Origin of the sequence: Streptomyces sp. NPDC056734 (assembly GCF_042790455.1) — a bacterium.
In the GTDB taxonomy this organism is placed as follows: domain Bacteria; phylum Actinomycetota; class Actinomycetes; order Streptomycetales; family Streptomycetaceae; genus Streptomyces.
On sequence record NZ_JBHTZD010000004.1, the window covers coordinates 70,427 to 87,510 of the forward strand.

The 17,084-nt window shown below is 71.9% G+C and carries 15 protein-coding genes; 8 read left to right on the forward strand and 7 right to left on the reverse strand.

Features of this window, described 5'->3' with window-relative positions:
• The 5 genes from ACFRFC_RS06745 to ACFRFC_RS06765 all read right to left on the reverse strand — a co-directional run bounded on the left by ACFRFC_RS06745 (position 1) and on the right by ACFRFC_RS06765 (position 5,459).
• Complete coding sequence (locus ACFRFC_RS06745; protein ID WP_382686851.1) at positions 1–1,374, reverse strand: STM4012 family radical SAM protein; 1,374 nt, start codon at positions 1,372–1,374, stop codon at positions 1–3.
• Positions 1,371–2,180 (reverse strand): STM4013/SEN3800 family hydrolase, encoded by an 810-nt coding sequence (locus ACFRFC_RS06750; RefSeq protein ID WP_382687020.1) that lies wholly within the window; start codon positions 2,178–2,180, stop codon positions 1,371–1,373. The genes ACFRFC_RS06745 and ACFRFC_RS06750 overlap by 4 nt, the downstream gene beginning before the upstream one ends.
• A 43-nt stretch (positions 2,181–2,223) precedes the next feature.
• Complete coding sequence (locus tag ACFRFC_RS06755; protein ID WP_382686848.1) at positions 2,224–3,408, reverse strand: STM4014 family protein; 1,185 nt, start codon at positions 3,406–3,408, stop codon at positions 2,224–2,226.
• Between the two features lie 127 nt (positions 3,409–3,535).
• On the reverse strand, positions 3,536–4,495 hold the full coding sequence (locus ACFRFC_RS06760; protein WP_382686845.1) for an STM4015 family protein: 960 nt from the start codon (positions 4,493–4,495) through the stop codon (positions 3,536–3,538).
• 7 nt (positions 4,496–4,502) lie between these two features.
• Complete coding sequence (locus tag ACFRFC_RS06765) at positions 4,503–5,459, reverse strand: STM4015 family protein (RefSeq protein ID WP_382686842.1); 957 nt, start codon at positions 5,457–5,459, stop codon at positions 4,503–4,505.
• Between the two features lie 197 nt (positions 5,460–5,656).
• Here ACFRFC_RS06765 and ACFRFC_RS06770 point away from each other — a divergent pair, with 197 nt between their 5' ends.
• On the forward strand, positions 5,657–5,983 hold the full coding sequence (locus tag ACFRFC_RS06770) for a hypothetical protein (RefSeq protein WP_382686839.1): 327 nt from the start codon (positions 5,657–5,659) through the stop codon (positions 5,981–5,983).
• A gap of 233 nt (positions 5,984–6,216) precedes the next feature.
• Complete coding sequence (locus ACFRFC_RS06775) at positions 6,217–7,293, forward strand: DUF6745 domain-containing protein (RefSeq protein ID WP_382687019.1); 1,077 nt, start codon at positions 6,217–6,219, stop codon at positions 7,291–7,293.
• A 73-nt stretch (positions 7,294–7,366) separates the two neighbouring features.
• On the opposite strand, the gene ACFRFC_RS06780 is transcribed toward ACFRFC_RS06775, so the two are convergent.
• Positions 7,367–8,659: an FAD-dependent oxidoreductase gene (locus ACFRFC_RS06780; protein ID WP_382686837.1), complete on the reverse strand. Its 1,293-nt coding sequence runs from the start codon at positions 8,657–8,659 to the stop codon at positions 7,367–7,369.
• Between the two features lie 158 nt (positions 8,660–8,817).
• Here ACFRFC_RS06780 and ACFRFC_RS06785 point away from each other — a divergent pair, with 158 nt between their 5' ends.
• The 5 genes from ACFRFC_RS06785 (at position 8,818) to ACFRFC_RS06805 (ending at position 14,817) form a co-directional block, all read left to right on the forward strand.
• Positions 8,818–9,552: a DNA polymerase beta superfamily protein gene (locus tag ACFRFC_RS06785; RefSeq protein WP_382686834.1), complete on the forward strand. Its 735-nt coding sequence runs from the start codon at positions 8,818–8,820 to the stop codon at positions 9,550–9,552.
• Positions 9,553–10,183: 631 nt separating this feature from the next.
• Positions 10,184–11,503 carry an ABC transporter substrate-binding protein gene (locus ACFRFC_RS06790; RefSeq protein ID WP_382686831.1) on the forward strand — a complete coding sequence of 440 codons (1,320 nt, stop codon included), beginning with the start codon at positions 10,184–10,186 and terminating at the stop codon, positions 11,501–11,503.
• An 11-nt stretch (positions 11,504–11,514) separates the two neighbouring features.
• On the forward strand, positions 11,515–12,513 hold the full coding sequence (locus ACFRFC_RS06795) for a carbohydrate ABC transporter permease (protein WP_382686829.1): 999 nt from the start codon (positions 11,515–11,517) through the stop codon (positions 12,511–12,513).
• Positions 12,514–12,571: 58 nt separating this feature from the next.
• On the forward strand, positions 12,572–13,411 hold the full coding sequence (locus ACFRFC_RS06800; RefSeq protein WP_382687017.1) for a carbohydrate ABC transporter permease: 840 nt from the start codon (positions 12,572–12,574) through the stop codon (positions 13,409–13,411).
• On the forward strand, positions 13,408–14,817 hold the full coding sequence (locus tag ACFRFC_RS06805; RefSeq protein ID WP_382686827.1) for a GH1 family beta-glucosidase: 1,410 nt from the start codon (positions 13,408–13,410) through the stop codon (positions 14,815–14,817). The genes ACFRFC_RS06800 and ACFRFC_RS06805 overlap by 4 nt, the downstream gene beginning before the upstream one ends.
• A gap of 255 nt (positions 14,818–15,072) precedes the next feature.
• Here ACFRFC_RS06805 and ACFRFC_RS06810 read toward each other — a convergent pair whose 3' ends face one another.
• Positions 15,073–15,948 carry a CDP-alcohol phosphatidyltransferase family protein gene (locus ACFRFC_RS06810; protein ID WP_382686824.1) on the reverse strand — a complete coding sequence of 292 codons (876 nt, stop codon included), beginning with the start codon at positions 15,946–15,948 and terminating at the stop codon, positions 15,073–15,075.
• Positions 15,949–16,055: 107 nt separating this feature from the next.
• On the opposite strand from ACFRFC_RS06810, the gene ACFRFC_RS06815 reads away from it, so the two are divergent.
• Positions 16,056–17,045, forward strand: a complete 990-nt coding sequence (locus tag ACFRFC_RS06815; protein ID WP_382686821.1) for a zinc-binding alcohol dehydrogenase — start codon at positions 16,056–16,058, stop codon at positions 17,043–17,045.
• The last annotated feature ends 39 nt before the right edge of the window (positions 17,046–17,084 follow it).

A 17,084-nucleotide genomic window follows, 5' to 3' on the forward strand; every position in this document is an offset into this window, starting at 1 on the left:
TCACTTCGGCTCGTACGCGGCCATACGGGCGCGTACGGCGGGGGAGAACAGCTCGGGACCCAGCGCGTCGGAGTGGGCCAGGCCCTGCGGGGAGAGCCGCAGCAGGTCCGGGCCCGCGGAGTCGTCCAGCCAGCCCCGGTCGTGGAAGCGGTCCAGCTCGGCGGCGAAGTCATCACCCGGCGTGCCCGCGAACTGTGTGCGATAGGCCGCGATGTCCATGCCCTCCGCCTGGAGCAGCGATTGCAGCAGGTGGCGGCGTTTCGCCTCCAGGGCGGTCATCTCCCAGCCGTAGTCGGCGTAGGTGAAGTCGGTGGTGGTGCGGGTCGTGTAAGCGTCGATGATCCCCCGGATGCGGTGCATGTCGACCGCGTAGTCGAAGGAGTAGTGCAGCGTGGAGGTGTACGAGCGGGCGCCGCAGCCCAGGCCCACCATGCCGTCGGTCTGGCACGCGTAGTCCTCGCCGCCCGTCATCGGGGCGTCCGCGCGGCGGAACATCCGCATCGACACCTGCTCGTAGCCGGCGGCCAGGAGATGGTCGCGGCCGTGGCGGTACAGGCGCAGGCGCTGCGCGTCCCAGGCCGCCTCGCCCGATGTCCCGTCGTGGTGGCGGCCGAGACCCGTCAGCGGGCGGACGTACAAGGGGTAGAGGTACAGCTCCTCCGGCCGCCAGGCGAGCGCCGCTTCCAGGGATTGGGTCCAGGACCGCTCCGTCTGGCCGTCGATGCCGTAGATCAGGTCGATGTTCAGGACAGGTATCGCCGCGTCGCGGATCCGGGCGAGGGCCGCCTCGACATCCGCGCGCCGCTGCGGGCGTACGGCCGTGCGAGCCTCCGCGTCGACGAAGCTCTGCACGCCCAGGCTCAGCCGCGTGGTGCCACGGTCGGCCAGCACGGACAGCCGGTCGGCGGTCGCCGTGGCCGGCGACGCCTCCACCGAGAGCGGGATCGCGGTGAGACTGGCGCCCAGGCCGCGCTCCGCCAGATCGCACAGCCGCTCCAGCTCCGCCGCCTCCAGGAACGTCGGGGTGCCGCCCCCGAACGCCGCGCCCGCGAACCGCGCCCCCTCGCCCAGCGCCTCACGCACGGCGGTCGCCTGGCGCTCCAGGGCGTCCAGGTACGCCGTCGTCAGCTCGCCCGGCGCCCCGATGCGGGTGAACAGGTTGCAGAAGCCGCACCGGACCTCGCAGAACGGGATGTGGAAGTAGAGGGAGAGGGCGTCCTTCGGCTCGTTCGCCCACAGCTCGCGCAGGCGGGCGCGCTCGCGGGGCAGCGGGCGGTACGCGGTCTTGTGCGGGTACGCGTAGACGTACTGCTGGTACGGGCGGATGTCGGTGGCTTCGGGGGCGGGGGTGGGCGTTGCTTCGGTGAGCGTCATCGGGCCTCGTCGACGAAGAAGTGGGCATAGGGAACGGTCCATACGACGTCATGGCCGATGCGGTGACCGGTGAAGCCGTCCTCGCCGTACGCCGTGCCATGGTCGGAGCAGACGATGGCGAAGCACGGGCGACCTCGGCGGGAGGTGGCTGACAGGAGCCGTCCCATGTGGTGATCCACATAGGTGAGCGCCGCGGCATGGGTGGCCCGCGTGTCGCCCGTCTCGCGGGTGGCGCCGGGGAGATGGAACCAGTTGGGCTGGTGCAGGGCCGACACGTTGACGAAGAGGAACAGGCGTTGCTCGGGCGGCAGTTGTGCGATCGCGCTCTCCGCGCGGGTCACCTGCGACTCGAACGACGTGGGTGAGGTCACCCCGAACTCCGGCTCCCAGTGGCTCTCCTGGAACATCCCGGGCAGCACCGAGCCCAGCGGGCCCTGGTTGTTGAAGAAGCCGACGCCGCCGATACAGACCGTGCGGTAGTCCGCGGCGGCCAGACCGGTGACCAGGTCGGGCGTGTCGTACACATAGGTGCCGTCCGCCGTGGTCTCGCTGCCCGCGAAACGCGCGGCGAAGAGGCGTGGATGCGGGCCGGGTGCGGCCGGGGTCGGCAGGAAACCGGCGAACATCGCCTGGTGGGAGGCGTAGGTGAAGCTGCCGGGGGCGTGTCGGCGCTCCCAGGCGCCACCGGGCAGATGCCGGGCCAGGTTCGGCAGCCGGCCCGCCTCGGCCAACTCCTGTGCCACGTCGTAGCGCAGGGTGTCGAGGGTGACGAGGAGGATGTCGTGGGTGCCGACGATGTCGTTCATGTCGACGGGGCGGGCGGCGGTGCTGGTGGCGGCGCCATTCTGGTCAGGGGCTGGGGTCACGGTGGTGCTCCTTCGGGTGTGGCGGCCGGGCGGCGGCGACCCGCGCGCGTCGTACAGCCGCCGGTGCCGCGGCCAGCTGCGCGGCGTAGGTGTCCAGGCCCTCGGCGCCGCTGCCGGGCAGGCCGGTCAGCCGGGGCAGCAGGTCCCCGAAGGCGTTCACCTCGCCGACGGCGAAGCGGCGCCAGCCGGTGGCGGGCAGGATGTCCACACCGACGCAGAGGGTGTTCGGGAAGCACACGGCGGCCTGCTCGGCGAGGTCGAGGACGGCGGTGAAGTCGGCCCCCGCCGCGCGGATCGCCTCCTTGGCGGCCTCCAGGTCGCCGCGGGCGCCGCCCAGGTGCAGATTCGTCATCGGGTGCCGACTGGTCCGTACGACGGCGTGTGTGGCCCGGCCCGCGACCACGACCACCCGCAGATCGGCGGCCCGGCCGCCCTGGGCCGCCTTGGGCAGCCAGCGTTCGACATGCAGGCCGTCCGGGGCGAGGGCGTCGACGAGCGCGGCGACCTCGGCCTCCGACGTGTAGTCGCGTACCCGCAGGGAGTTGTAGAGGCGGCCGTCGGGGGTCCTCTCCACGGAGGTCGTCGCCTTGACGCGGCCGGGGCCCGCCACCGACAGGGCCATGACCCCGGAGGCCGATGAACCGTGCGCGGGCTTCACGAACGCCCGGGAGATCCCGGCCGCCCGCAACTGCTCCCGCAGCCCCGCCCAGCCGTCGACCGGACCCGTCAGTGCCTGGGGGACCGGGACGCCCGCCGCGTCGAGCCGGGCGTGACAGCGCCGCTTGTCGAACAGGACGGCGACCTCCTCCGGATCGGCGGACGTGACCGCGCCCGCGCGGTGCGCCTCGCCCGTCACCTCCCGCAGGGCCGCGGTGAAACGGCGGTGCCACCGGGCCGTCCCCTCGACCCGCGCGGGATCGTCGGTGCCGCGCAGCAGGCGGTCCACCTCGGCGTTCTCACCGGGCGAGTCGACGCGTACGAACTCGCCCGGCGCGAAGTCGTACCGGGCACCGGTCAGCAGGTCCCGCCACGCCAGCACGCGGGGGGCCGCGTGCCCGGCGTGTCGGGCGGCGTCCACGAAGAGCGTCGTGCGCCGGTTCTCGGGGTTGCCTATGACGGTGAGGCGGAGGGGGGTGTCGGGGGGCGGGGTGCTGGTGGATGGCGACACGCCGGTCGCGGGCGTCGGCGTGTCGCATAGCGGTGGTGACGTGCCGCGTAGCGCTGGTGGTGTGTCGCGCAGCGGTGGCGGCGTGTCGCTCAGCCCCAGCGGTGTGTCGCCCCGCCGCGGGACCAGGTCACTCGGAGACTGCGACATAGCGCCTCTCCGGGCTTCGCTCGCGGTGCCGGGTCTGGCCGTCCGAGAGGTCCACCTCGGTCCCGGCGGCGGCCAGTGCCGCGCGGATCCGGTCGGCCATGGGCCTGCTCAGGAAGTGGTGATGGAGGTCCAGCCGCTTGAGGTGGGTCAGCGGCTGGCCGCGCAGCAGCGCGTCCGCCCCGGTGTCGCCGAGGGTGCCCATGGACAGGCTCAGCGACTCCAGCTGGGCCACCACCGGCGCCGCCGCGACCGCCGCCGCGATCTCGTCCTGTACCTCGCTGTCCTGGAGGCCCAGATGGCGCAGCGCCGGGAAGCGGCCCCCGGCGAGCAGCGGCGCCAGGTCGGCCACGGTCGTGTCACCGCCGTAGTGGGACTCGCCGAGCCACAGCTCCAGCCGTTCCAGCGCGGGCAGTTCGCAGGCGCCGACCGCGCGGACCACCGGTGCGGGCAGGCCGCCCGACTCGAACCGCAGGACGCGCAGCGCCTCATGGCGGACGGGACGTAGCAACAGCGACTCCTCGCCGAGCCCTTGTGAGTCGCCGCCGCGCACGCCCAGTTCCTCCAGCAGCGGGAAGCGCTCCAGGACCGGCGTGATGTCGGTGAGCCGGAGCCAGGAGATCTCGCACTCCTCGCTGGACACATCGGCGAGGAACAGGGCGCGCAGCGCCGGGAAGCGGTCCGCGTCGGCGAGGATCAGGTCCAGGGCGGGACGCAGGTCGCTGTACTCCTCGTGCCACCAGGGCCCGATGACCAGGGCCCGGACCTCCTCGGTGGCCACCTGGTCCGTGAAGGCCCGCCATACGTCGGTGAAGGGCGTTTCCCCGGCGCAGTCCAGGCGCCAGATGACCTCGCCCGCGGCCGGCAGCTCGCGCGCGTCCGGCCCGGACAGGCTGACCACCGGCCACTCCGGGCAGGTGTCGAAGTGGTGCGTGAAGGTCATGACGTCCTCATTCCGCCACGATGGTGAAGCGGTGGACCTCACCGTCGTCCTCCCATTCCTGGCCCGGTTCGGACAGGTCGACCTCGACGCCGTGCGGCTCCAGCGCCGCCTGTATCCGCTTGGCCACCTCATCGGTGACGTAGTTGTGGCGCAGGTCGAGAGTGGTGAGGTGGGTGAGCGGCTGGCCGTCGAGCAGGGCCGTCGCCCCCTCGTCGGTGAGCATGCCGAGGGACAGGGCGAGAGAGGACAGCTGGGCGACGAGCGGGGACCCGGCGACGGCGGCGGCGATCTCGTCCTCGATCTCGCTGTTGCACAGGCCCAGATGGCTCAGCGCAGGGAAGCGGCCCCCGGCCAGCAGCGGCGCCAGATCGGCCACGGTCGTGTCACCGCCGTACTCCGCCACCCCGAGCCAGATGTCGAGGTGCTCCAGCGCGGGGAGTTCGCTGGCGACGACGCCGCGCACGACCTCGCCGGGCAGGCCACCGGCCTCGAAGCACAGGGTGCGCAGGGAGCGGTGGCGCACCGCGGGGAAGCTCAGCCTGGTGCCGCCGCGCACCCCGAACTCCTCCAGCAGTGGATACGCGGCCAGGACCGGCGTGACATCGGACTGCTCGATCCAGGAGATCTCCGCCTCCTCCATCACCAGATCGCCGAGGAACACCGCCCGCAGCCCGGTCAGCCGGTCGTGCGCGCTCACCAGCCGCCGGACGACGTCGCTGGAGTCGTGGTCGTACACCTCGCCCCACGGGCCCACCACGATCGCCCGGACGCCCGCGCAGTCCACCGTATCCAGGAAGCGGTCCCAGAGGTCGCCGAACTCCTCGTCCGAGGAGTCCCCGTAGGGGTCCTCGGCCAGCCGCCAGGCCACGGCACCCGCCTCCGGCAGCTCCTGCTCCGCCTTGTGGTCGGCGAAGTCGAAGACGGGCAGGCCGTGCAGTTCCCGCAGATGCTCGACATAGGACATGGTGCTGGCCTCCTGGGACCTGACACTTCGGGTGGTCGCGAGATTTCTACCAACCCCCACTGACACTCCGGGTACCGGGCCCGACGGGAGCCGGTCCGGAGCCGGTGCGAGAGCCGGGCCGGGGGTGATTGTCAGACCCTCCCCGTACCGTCGTGGACATCGGGTCGGCGCTGTGCCGACGGCGAAGGGAGACACGCATGTACCGGCAGGGTGACGTCCTGATCGTGCCCGTCGAGGAGGCGGCCGTGCCGCCGGGCACCGGCCGGCTGCCGCAGCAGCCTAGGGACGGCCGGGGGCGGCTCATGCTGGCGCTCGGCGAGGTCACCGGCCATGCGCACGCCGTGCTGGGACCGGGGACGCTGGTCCGCGAGGCGGGCCCGTTCGGCTCCTCCTACCTCCATCTCCCGGACGGCGGCCGGGTGGTGCACGAGGAGCACGCGGCGATACCGCTGCCCAAGGGGTGGTACCGGGTGATCCGGCAGCGCGAGTACGCGCCGGGCGCGGTCCGTGTCGTGGCGGACTGAGCCGACGGGGAGTGGCGGTTACGAGGGGGAGTGCGGCGGTGGCGACGGGGAGTGCGGCGGTGACAACGGGGACGGGCATGGAGACGGGGATCGGTACGGGGATGGGGATCGGTGTGGGGATAGGGACGGCACAGGTGGAAGCGGCGATGACGGGAACCGTGCTGACGGACGACGTGGCGACGGACGACGTGGCGACGGACGATGTGGCGACGGACGTGGTGGCGGTCGGGGCGATGGATGTGACCGCCGCTTGGCGTGAGGTGGCGGCGGCGACCGGTCCGGCGGACCGCGCGGCGGCCGAGGACGGGGTGCGCCTGGCGTACCGGCTGGCGGGGCTGGCCGAGCCCGCGGACATCGTCTGGGTGGGCTCACCGTGCGAGGGCGTACGGACGGCGGCCCGGCTGACGGCCGACGGTACGGCGGGCGGCAGTGTCCGCGACGCGGTGCGCACCCGGCCGTGGGCCGCCGCGCGGCAGCAGGTTTTCGACCGGCTCGGACCGGCGGACTGGGCCGCGCACTGGGCCCTGACCGGCGCCGTGCTGTGGGACGGTACGGCGATGCTGGCCGAGCGCATCCGGACGGGCGTGGTCGGGGCGGTGGCCGCGGCGCCGGAGGACGAGCAGGCGGTCCGGCTCACCCTGCTGGACGCGGTGCTGGGCCAGCACGACGCGGCCTGGCTGGCGGCCTTCGACGGCCAGGACTGTACCGAGGACGCCGTCGGGGACGCCATCGAGGACGCCATCGAAGACGGCACCGAGCAGGGAATCGGGACGCTGGCGGGGATCGCGGCCGTCGCCCGCGCGGCGGGCTGGTGGTGGCCGTACGAGAGGACCGCCATCGTCTGTGAGCGGCCGGTGGAGCTGCACCGGGACGAGGCTGGCCGGCTCGACCGCGGGGACGGACCGGCGCTCGCCTTCCCCGACGGGTTCGCCCTGTACGCGTGGCGCGGGATGCCGGTGCCGGCGGAGTTCCTCGACGGGCTCTCCGGGCTGACCCCGCGGCGCATCCGCGAGGAGGAGAACGCCGAGCTGCGCCGCGTGATGCTGGAGCACTACGGCTACGAACGCTATCTGGAGGAGTCCGGGGCCGAGCCCGTGCAGCGGGACGAGGCGGGGGTGCTGTGGCGCATCGAGCTGGACGGGGACGAGCCGCTGGTGATGGTCGAGGTGCTCAACTCCACGCCGGAACCCGACGGCACCCACCGCACGTACTGGCTGCGCGTGCCGCCGCGGATGCGGACCGCCAAGGAGGGGGTCGCCTGGACGTTCGGGCTGGAGGAGGGGCAGTACACGCCAGAGCGGGAGACGTGAGCGGGGCGCGGCGGCCCGCGCGGGGGCATGGCCGGGCGCGGGGATGTGGGGGAGCGGGTCCCTGCCCCCAGGCTCAGGCCACGTGCTCCGGCCGCAGGCCCACCCCGATGAACCGTGCCGTCCAGCCGCTCAGGAACGGAAAGCGCCGGACGAGCCGTACGACCAGCGGCAGTTTGCCGTACGTCGCCAAGTCCTTGGAGTCCTTGGAGTCCTTGGGATACATGTCGGTCATCAGCCGGACCTGGACCAGTTGCACCGCCCGTGCCGGCAGGGCCCGGCGTCGCTGGACGGCGGCCAGCTCGCGCCGCGTCGGTGCCCGCCCGGCCCCGAGGACCGGCCCGAGCATCCGGGCGGCGGCGACCGCGTCCTGCACGGCGAGGTTGATGCCCACCCCGCCCGCCGGGGACATCGCGTGCGCGGCGTCCCCGATGCACAGCAGACCGGGCCGGTACCAGGTGCGCAGCCGGTCGACCCGCACGCTGAGCAGCTTCACGTCGTCCCAGTCGGTGATCTCGCGCTCCAGCCGGGCCGCGAACCCGCCGCGTACGGCGGTGATCCGCTCGCGCAGCCGGGCCAGACCCTCGGCGCGTACGGCGTCGTAGGCGCCCGCCGGGATGACGTACGCCACCTGCCAGTACGTGTCGCGGTCGATGGTGATGAGCAGATGGCCGGGGCCGGTGCGCACGAAGCTGGTGGTCTCGCCGGGCTCCCGGGTCAGCCGGAACCACAGCACGTCCATGGGGGCCTTGCTCACCGCCAGCGGCAGCGCCACCGCGCGGCGGACGGTCGAGTGCCGTCCGTCGGCGGCCAGCACCAGGTCGGTACGGATCTCCAGGGGACCGTCGGGGGTCTCGGCGCGCACCCCGCGCACCGAGCCGTTCTCCCGGATCACCCCGGTCACCTCGGCCGGCTGGATCAGCCGGAAGGCGGGCAGGCGCCGGGCCTTGGCGGCGAGGAAGTCCAGGACGTCCCACTGCGGCATGAACGCGATGTACGGGTAGGGGCCGCGCAGGGCGGAGAAATCGGCGAGTTGGACGGCACCGGCGGGTGTCTCCAGGGAGACGGAGGTGACTTTGCTGTGCTTGATCCGCAGGAACTCGTCGATCATCCCGAGTTCGTCGAGGATCTGGAGGGTCGAGGGGTGCACGGTGTCCCCGCGGAAGTCGCGCAGGAAGTCGCCGTGCTTCTCCAGGACGATGACATCCACGCCCTGCCGGGCGAGGAGCAGGCCCGCCATCATGCCGGCGGGGCCACCACCGACGACACAGCATCGGGTGGTGAGGGTCCGCCCGGTCTGCCTGGGCTGCTCGGAGTGCTCGGAGTGCACGGTGTGCTCCTGTCGGGCCGCGGTCGTACCTATGGCCATACTCGGCAGGAGGCGTGCCGTCCATGACCGCGCGGGTTGGGGGACGACCGAGCGGGTGGGGAAAACGGGAGGCCGTTCGGCGTACCGGACGGGCATCATGACGTTCGCCGCCCGGAACGGGTGGTGCGCTCGGCACGAAACGGTACGAGGGGGAACCCGTGACCGCGACAGACTCGAACACCGCCGCCACCCCGGAGGCGGCGACCGTGGGCAATGTCCTGCTCTCCGGCATCGTCGGATCCACCGCCTACGGCCTCGCCCACCAGGACTCCGACGTCGACCGCCTCGGCCTCTTCGCCGCCCCCACCGAGGAACTGCACGGCCTGCGCCCGCCCAAGGAGTCCCACGTCACCACGGACCCCGACCGCACCCTCCACGAGGCCGCCAAGTGGTGCCGGCTCGCCCTCGGCGGCAATCCGACGGTGCTGGAACTCGTATGGCTGCCGGACGAGTTGTACGAGGTGCGTACCGAGCTGGGGGACGAGCTGATCGACATCCGTTTGTCCTTCCTGAGCGCCCCGCGCGTCCGGGACGCCTACCTCGGTTACGCCACCCAGCAGTTCCGTCGGCTGGAGCAGCGCGCCGACGGCTCGTTCTCCGCCGACACCCGCAGGCGCACCGCGAAACACGCCCGCCACCTCAAACGGCTCTGCCACCAGGGGTACGAGCTGTATCGCACCGGGCGGCTGACGATCCGGCTCGACGACCCCGAGTCGTTCCGCGGCTTCGGCGAGCGGGTCGCCGCCGACCCCGAGGCCGCGCGCCCGCTGCTGCATGAGTTCCAGGAGGCGTTCGAGGGAGCCCGCAGCGTGCTCCCGGAGGAGCCGGACGAGCGGGTGGTGGAGGCGTGGCTGCGGGGGGTGCGGAGGCGGTTCTACGAGGCGGGGGTGTAGGAGGGGATGGAGGGGGCCGCGGGGTTGGAGGGGATCGAGGTGGGAGCGGGGATCGAGGTGGGGGAGGGGATTGAGGCGGGGGAGGGGACACCCCGTGCCCTGACCGGGCCTCGTTCCCCGCACTCGCCGTGCCGACGCACGCCGCCCACGGCAGGGCGGCGCGGATTCTGACGCCAAGACTTGAGGGGAGCCGACCGTGCGTGACCGTACCGCTGTGGTCGTTCCCCGTTCCCCGTTCCCCGTTCCCCGTTCCCGCTCCCGCTCCCGTTCCCGTTCCCGTTCCCGGTGTCAGGTGTAGCGCAGGTTTGCTTGCCGTCGTACGCCTGTGTCCGTAGACCCGTAGACCCGTAGACCCGTCGATCCATCGATCCGTAGATCCGTCGATCCGCCGGTTACCCGGGGGCCTGTCCGGCGGTTGATCCTCCCCGATGACGGCTCCGTCCAGACAACCGAGCACCGTCAGACGGATCCCGCCCGCACAGGGGACAGACGGCGCACGCTTCGACAAGCGAACCCCCCACAAAGCGAACCCCCCACACCCCCGTCCGATCCCTTGACGCGCTCGCCTCCACAGGTTTAACTCACGTCCTAAATTAAGCCATGATGGCCTCCCTGAAGGGACACCCGTTTCATGCGCAGAATCCGAGCCGCGGCCATAGGCGCCGTCACCATGTCACTCGCCCTGGCCGCCTCGGCCTGCGGAGGCGGGTCGTCCGCCGACGGCGGTGGGTCGAACGACTCACCGAAGACCCTCACCTACTGGGCATCGAACCAAGGTGCCAGCGTCGAGATCGACAAGGAGGTGCTCCAGCCGGAGCTGGACAAGTTCGAGGAGCAGACCGGCATCAAGGTGGAGCTGGAGGTCGTCCCCTGGTCGGACCTGCTCAACCGGATCCTCACCGCCACCACCTCCGGCCAGGGCCCCGACGTCCTGAACATCGGCAACACCTGGAGCGCCTCGCTGCAAGCGACCGGCGCACTGCTGCCCTGGGACCAGGCGAACCTGGACAAGATCGGCGGCAAGGACCGCTTCGTCGACTCCGCGCTCGGCTCGACCGGCGCCGCGGGCCAGGACCCGGCCGCCGTCCCCCTGTACTCCATGGCCTACGCCCTCTACTACAACAAGCAGATGTTCGAGGACGCGGGCATCACGGAGCCGCCCACCACCTGGGACGAGCTGATCGCCGACGGCAAGCAGCTCACCGGGGACGACCAGTGGGGCCTGGCCATCGAGGGCGCCAACCCCTCCGAGAACATCCACCACGCCGTCGTCTTCGCCAAACAGCACGGCGCCGAGTTCTTCACCGCCGACGGCAAGCCCGACTTCACCTCCGACAGCGCCGTCACCGGGGTCAAGCAGTTCGTCGATCTGATGGCCACCGACAAGATCGTCGCCCCCGGCAACGCCGAATACGCCCAGAACCAGTCGATCAGTGACTTCGCCAAGGGCAAGTCCGCGATGCTGCTGTGGCAGTCCGCGTCCGCCAATCTCACCTCGCAGGGCATGAGCGAGGAGGACTATGGCATCGCGCCGGTGCCGGTGCAGTCCGGCGCCCCCGGTACCGGCACCGGCGTCAACTCCATGGTCATGGGCATCAATCTGGCCGTGTTCAAGAACAGCGACAACCTCGACGGCGCCACCGAGTTCGTGAAGTTCATGACCAGCGACGCCGAGCAGAAGATCCTCAACGAGGCGTACACCTCCATCCCGCCCGTCAAGGGCGCGCAGGAGGACGCAGCCTTCAACACCCCCGCCAACGCGGTCCTCAAGGACACCCTGGCCGGCAGCGCCATCGCCGCCCCGCAGGTGCCCGACGAGTCCCAGTTCGAGACCGCCGTCGGCACCGCCATCAAGGAGCTGTTCGCGGACGCCGCCGGCGGCCGTCCGGTGACCGAGGACTCGGTGAGGGCGGCGCTGGAGAAGGCCCAGCAGCAGATGCCGACGCAGTGAGTGCCCGCACCGTGACCACCACCACTGCCTCCGCCGGGACCGGCGAACCGGCGGTCCGCAAGACCCCGCCCGGCCCGGCGCGCCGCCCGCGCCGCTCCGGGCGGCTCCGGCGCGTCTCCCTGCCGTATCTGCTGCTCCTGCCCGCCGTGCTGTTCGAACTCCTCGTGCATCTGGTGCCGATGGTCATCGGCATCACGATGAGTTTCAAGGAACTCACCCAGTTCTACATCCGCGACTGGGGCACGGCCCCCTGGTCCGCCTTCGACAACTACCGGCTGTCGGTGGACTTCGACGCCCCCGTCGGCGAGGCCCTGCTCCGCTCCTTCCTCACCACCTGCCTCTTCACCGTGCTCTCGGTCGGCCTGTGCTGGCTGATCGGCACCGCCGCCGCGATCTACATGCAGGACACCTTCCGCGGCCGGGGCCTGCTGCGCGCCCTGTTCCTGGTGCCGTACGCGCTGCCCGTGTACGCCGCCGTCATCACCTGGGTGTTCATGTTCCAGCACGACAACGGCCTGGTGAACCATGTCCTGCACGACCAGCTCGGCATCACCGACCAGCCCTCCTTCTGGCTGATCGGCGACAACAGCTTCTACGCCCTGCTGATCGTGTCGGTGTGGAAGGGCTGGCCGTTCGCCTTCCTCATCGTGATGGCCGGACTCCAGAACATCCCGAGGGAGCTGTACGAGGCCGCAGCCCTCGACGGCGCCGGGATGTGGCAGCAACTGCGCCGGATCACCCTGCCCTCGCTGCGGCCGGTCAACCAGGTCCTGGTCCTGGTGCTGTTCCTGTGGACGTTCAACGACTTCAACACGCCGTACGTGATGTTCGGCAAGGCCGCGCCCGAGGCCGCCGACCTCATCTCCGTCCACATCTACCAGGCGTCGTTCGTCACCTGGAACTTCGGCACCGGCTCCGCCATGTCCGTCCTGCTGCTGCTCTTCCTGCTGCTGGTGACCGGCGGCTACCTGTGGCTCACCTCGCGCGGACGGAGGACCGCAGATGTCTAGCGTCCAGCCCCCCCAGCCCCTTTCCAAGAACCGCGCGACACGCACCGCCCGCTCCCCGATGGCCCCGCCCCGGTCCTTCCTCTGGTCCCGGCGGGTCTTCCTCACCCTGCTCACCGGCTTCGTCCTGGTACCCGTCTACGTGATGGTCTCCAGCTCCCTGAAGCCGCTCGCCGATGTCACCGGCCAGTTCCGCTGGCTGCCCAGCGGCCTGACCATCCGCCCGTACATCGACATCTGGTCCACCGTCCCGCTCGCCAAGTACTTCCTGAACTCGCTCATCGTGGCGGGCGCGGCGACCGTGTGCTCGGTGGTCATCGCGGTGTTCGCCGCCTACGCCGTCAGCCGCTACCGCTTCCGCGGCCGACGTGTCTTCACGGTCACCGTGCTCTCCACCCAGATGCTCCCCGGGATCCTCTTCCTGCTCCCGCTGTTCCTGATCTACGTCAACATCGGCAACGCCACCGGTATCGCCCTGTTCGGCTCGCGCGGCGGGCTGATCCTGACGTATCTCACCTTCTCGCTGCCGTTCTCGATCTGGATGCTCATCGGGTACTTCGACTCGGTGCCGCGCGATCTGGACGAGGCGGCGCTGGTCGACGGCTGCGGCCCGCTCGGCGCGCTGTTCCGGGTCGTCGTCCCGGCGGCCGTCCCCGGCATCGTCGCGGTCGCCGTCTACGCCTTCATGACCGCCTGGGGAGAGGTGCTGTTCGCCTCGGTCATGACCAACGACACCACCCGCACCCTCGCCGTCGGCCTCCAGGGCTACTCCACCCTCAACGACGTCTACTGGAACCAGATCATGGCCGCGTCACTGGTCGTGAGCCTGCCCGTGGTCGCCGGATTCCTGCTGCTCCAGCGCTTTCTCGTCACCGGTCTGACGGCGGGGGCCGTCAAGTGACCGGCGTCCCCGAACACACCGAAAGGACTTCCGTGTCCGAACGTTTCGACCGCATCGACCTCGCCGCCCTCCCGCACGACTTCCTGTGGGGCACGGCCACCTCGGCGTACCAGATCGAGGGGGCCGTGGCGCAGGACGGCAGGGGGCCGTCGATCTGGGACACCTTCTCGCACACCCCCGGGAAGATCGACAACGACGACCACGGCGATGTCGCCGCCGACCACTACCACCGCTGGCGCGAGGACATCGGCCTGATGCGCCGGCTCGGCACCAACGCCTACCGGCTGTCCATCGCCTGGCCCCGCGTGCTGCCCGGCGGCGACGGCCCGGTCAACGCCCGGGGTCTCGACTTCTACGACAAGCTGATCGACGGCCTGCTGGACGCCGGGATCACCCCGTCCGTCACCCTCTACCACTGGGACCTGCCGCAGGCGCTCCAGGACCGCGGCGGCTGGCCCGAACGCGACACCGCCGAGCACTTCGCCTCGTACGCCTCCGTCGTCGCCGACCGGCTCGCCGACCGGGTCACCCACTGGACCACCCTCAACGAGCCCCTGTGCTCCGCCTGGATCGGTCACCTCGAAGGCAAGATGGCCCCCGGCTGGACCGACCTCACCGCCGCCGTCCGCGCCTCCTACCATCTGCTCCTCGGCCACGGCCTCGCCGCCCGGGCCATCCGCGCGGCCGTCCCCGGCGCCCAGGTCGGCATCGTCAACAACCTCTCCACCGTGCACCCCGCCTCCGACCGCCCCGAGGACCTCGCCGCCGCCCGCCGCATGGACGGCCACACCAACCGCTGGTGGCTCGACCCGGTGCACGGCCGCGGCTTCCCCGAGGACATGCGCGCGCTGTACGGCGTCGAACTCCCCGAGCGGCCCGGCGACCTGGAGACCATCGCCGCACCCCTGGACTGGCTCGGCCTGAACTACTACTTCCCGCAGACCGTCGCCGACGACCCCGCGGCCCCCGTCCCGCACGTCGACACCATCCGCCGCCCGCTCGTCCCGCGCACCGGCATGGACTGGGAGGTCGACGCCACCGGCATCGAGACCCTGCTGCTGCGCCTCACCGAGGACTACGGCGTCCGCAAGCTGTACGTCACCGAGAACGGCTCGTCCTACCCGGACGTCGTCCGCCCCGACGGCACCGTCGAGGACCCCGAGCGCCAGGACTACCTCGTCCAGCACCTCGCCGCCTGCGCCTCCGCCGCCCGCAAGGGCGCCCCGCTCGCCGGGTACTTCGCCTGGTCCCTGCTGGACAATTTCGAATGGGCGTACGGCTACGACAAGCGCTTCGGTCTCGTCCACGTCGACTACGACACCCAGAAGCGCACCATCAAGGGTTCCGGGCACCGCTACGCGGACATCGTCCGCGCCCACCGGGGCCGCGCGGCCGAGGCCGCCTGACCTCAACGCCCCGGCGGTAGGGGGCTGACGCACAGGGGAGGCCGGGCGGCCCGAACGTCCGGCCTCAGCGACACCCGGGCGGCGACGCCGGATGACGTGGGCGGTGCGTGGGCGGTCGCGACGAGCGGTACCGCCGCCGGTGGCGGTGGTACCGGTGGTGATGGCGGTACCGGTGGTGGCCGTGGTGGTGCTGCCGCGGCGGGCGTGAGGGGGCGTCACCGCGTCCACCAGCCCACCCACCGACGTGCGATTGCGTCAGCCAGCCACAGGCTCCAGCAGCCGCTGCGGGTCGATCGCGGCGGGCGGCTTCGCCTGCGCCTCCAGCGGGTCCAGCGGGTCCAGCGCCCGCGACCGCCAGGCCGAGGCCCGTACCCATCCCCGTACCCATCCCCGTACGGTCACCCGGACCCCCGCCGTCGCCCGCGACCCCCGCCACAGCCACCCCACATCCCGCCCGAACGACCACACCAGCAGGGCCAGTGCCAGCGCGACGACCCCCGTGGTCGCCGCGCGGGGCAGCAGGCCCGCGCCCGCCACCAGCAGCAGGACTCCTTGCAGCGCGGCCACCGTCTTGCGGGCCGTGCTCGGCGGCAGCGGGGCGTTGAGCCAGGGCCACAGCCGGGCGGCGGCGACGAAGCCGTACCGCATGGCGCCGATCAGCAGCACCCACGGTCCCAGCGACATCGAGACATACACGCTCAGGACCAGGATCAGGAACGCGTCGACCTCCATGTCGAAGCGGGCGCCCAGCGCGGACGACGTACCCGTGCGCCGGGCGACCTTGCCGTCCACGCCGTCCAGGATCAGCGCGACCGCCGTCAGGCCGACCAGCAGGGAGACGGGCGGCGCGGACCGGAAGGAGTCCGCGACCAGGGCGGTCACCGCGCCGACCAGGGTGGCGCGGCCGAGGGTGACCCGGTTGGCGGGGCCGAAGCGGCTCAGCCGGGAGCGGCGCAGCGCGACGGAGAGCACCGCCCACAGGGCGAGCGCGAAGCCCAGACCGCTCAGCCAGCCCGCCGGTCCCATGCCGATCGCCGTGCCGACCAGGGCCAGCAGCAGGATCTGCGCCCCCGCGCCCACGGCGGGTTCCTGGAGAACCGGCCTCGCTCCACAGGTGTTGTTCAGGGCCACCGCGCATCCTCCGGCCGTGTGACAGAGTCCTTCGTCGCCGCGTACTGTGCGCGGCCTGTGCACACCTCGGTACGTGAACAGCTTCCCGATCGTTCAGGAGGATGTGGATGAACCGCTCCGCACACGCGTTCTGGTTGAGCCGTCCGGGTGAGGGTGAGATCCGGCCGGTCACACTGCCGGAACCGCAGGCCGGGGAGGTCGTCGTCCGCACCCTGTGGTCCGGCGTCAGCCGTGGCACCGAGACCCTCGTCTTCCGGGGCCAGGTGCCCGGCAGCCAGCACACCGCCATGCGCGCGCCCTTCCAGGAGGGCGACTTCCCGGCCCCGGTGAAGTACGGCTACCTCAACGTCGGCACGGTCGAGGAGGGCCCGGACACCCTGGTCGGCCGTACGGTCTTCTGCCTCTACCCGCATCAGACGCGGTACGTCGTCCCCGCCACCGCCGTGACCCTGGTACCGGAGTCGGTGCCCGCCGGGCGGGCCGTGCTCGCCGGGACCGTGGAGACCGCCGTGAACGCGCTGTGGGACGCGGCACCCCTGGTCGGCGACCGGATCGCGGTGGTCGGCGGCGGCATGGTCGGCTGTTCGGTGGCCGCGCTGCTGGCTCGGTTCCCCGGCGTGCGCGTGCAGTTGGTGGACACCGACCCGGCGCGGGCGCGGGTCGCCGCGGCGCTCGGCGTGGACTTCGCGGCGCCCGAGGACGCCCTGGGCGACCGCGATCTCGTCGTGCACGCCAGCGCCACCGAGCGCGGTCTGACCCGGGCCCTGGAACTCCTCGCCCCCGAGGGCACGGTCCTGGAACTGAGCTGGTACGGGGACCGGCGCGTCGCTCTGCCGCTCGGCGAGGCGTTCCACTCCCGCCGCCTGGTCGTCCGCGGCAGCCAGGTCGGCACCGTCTCCCCGGCGGCCCGCCCCGGCCGCGGTTACGCCGACCGGCTCGCCCTCGCCCTGGACCTTCTCGCCGATCCGGCGTTGGATGAACTCATCACCGGTGAGTGTGCTTTCGCCGAACTTCCTGCGGTCATGCCGGAGTTGGCGTCGGGCGCGATCCCGGCACTGTGCCACCGGGTGCGCTACCCCGATGGCGGACCGTCCTGACCTGAGATGACCCGCCCGGCGGTGAACGGGGCACGCCGG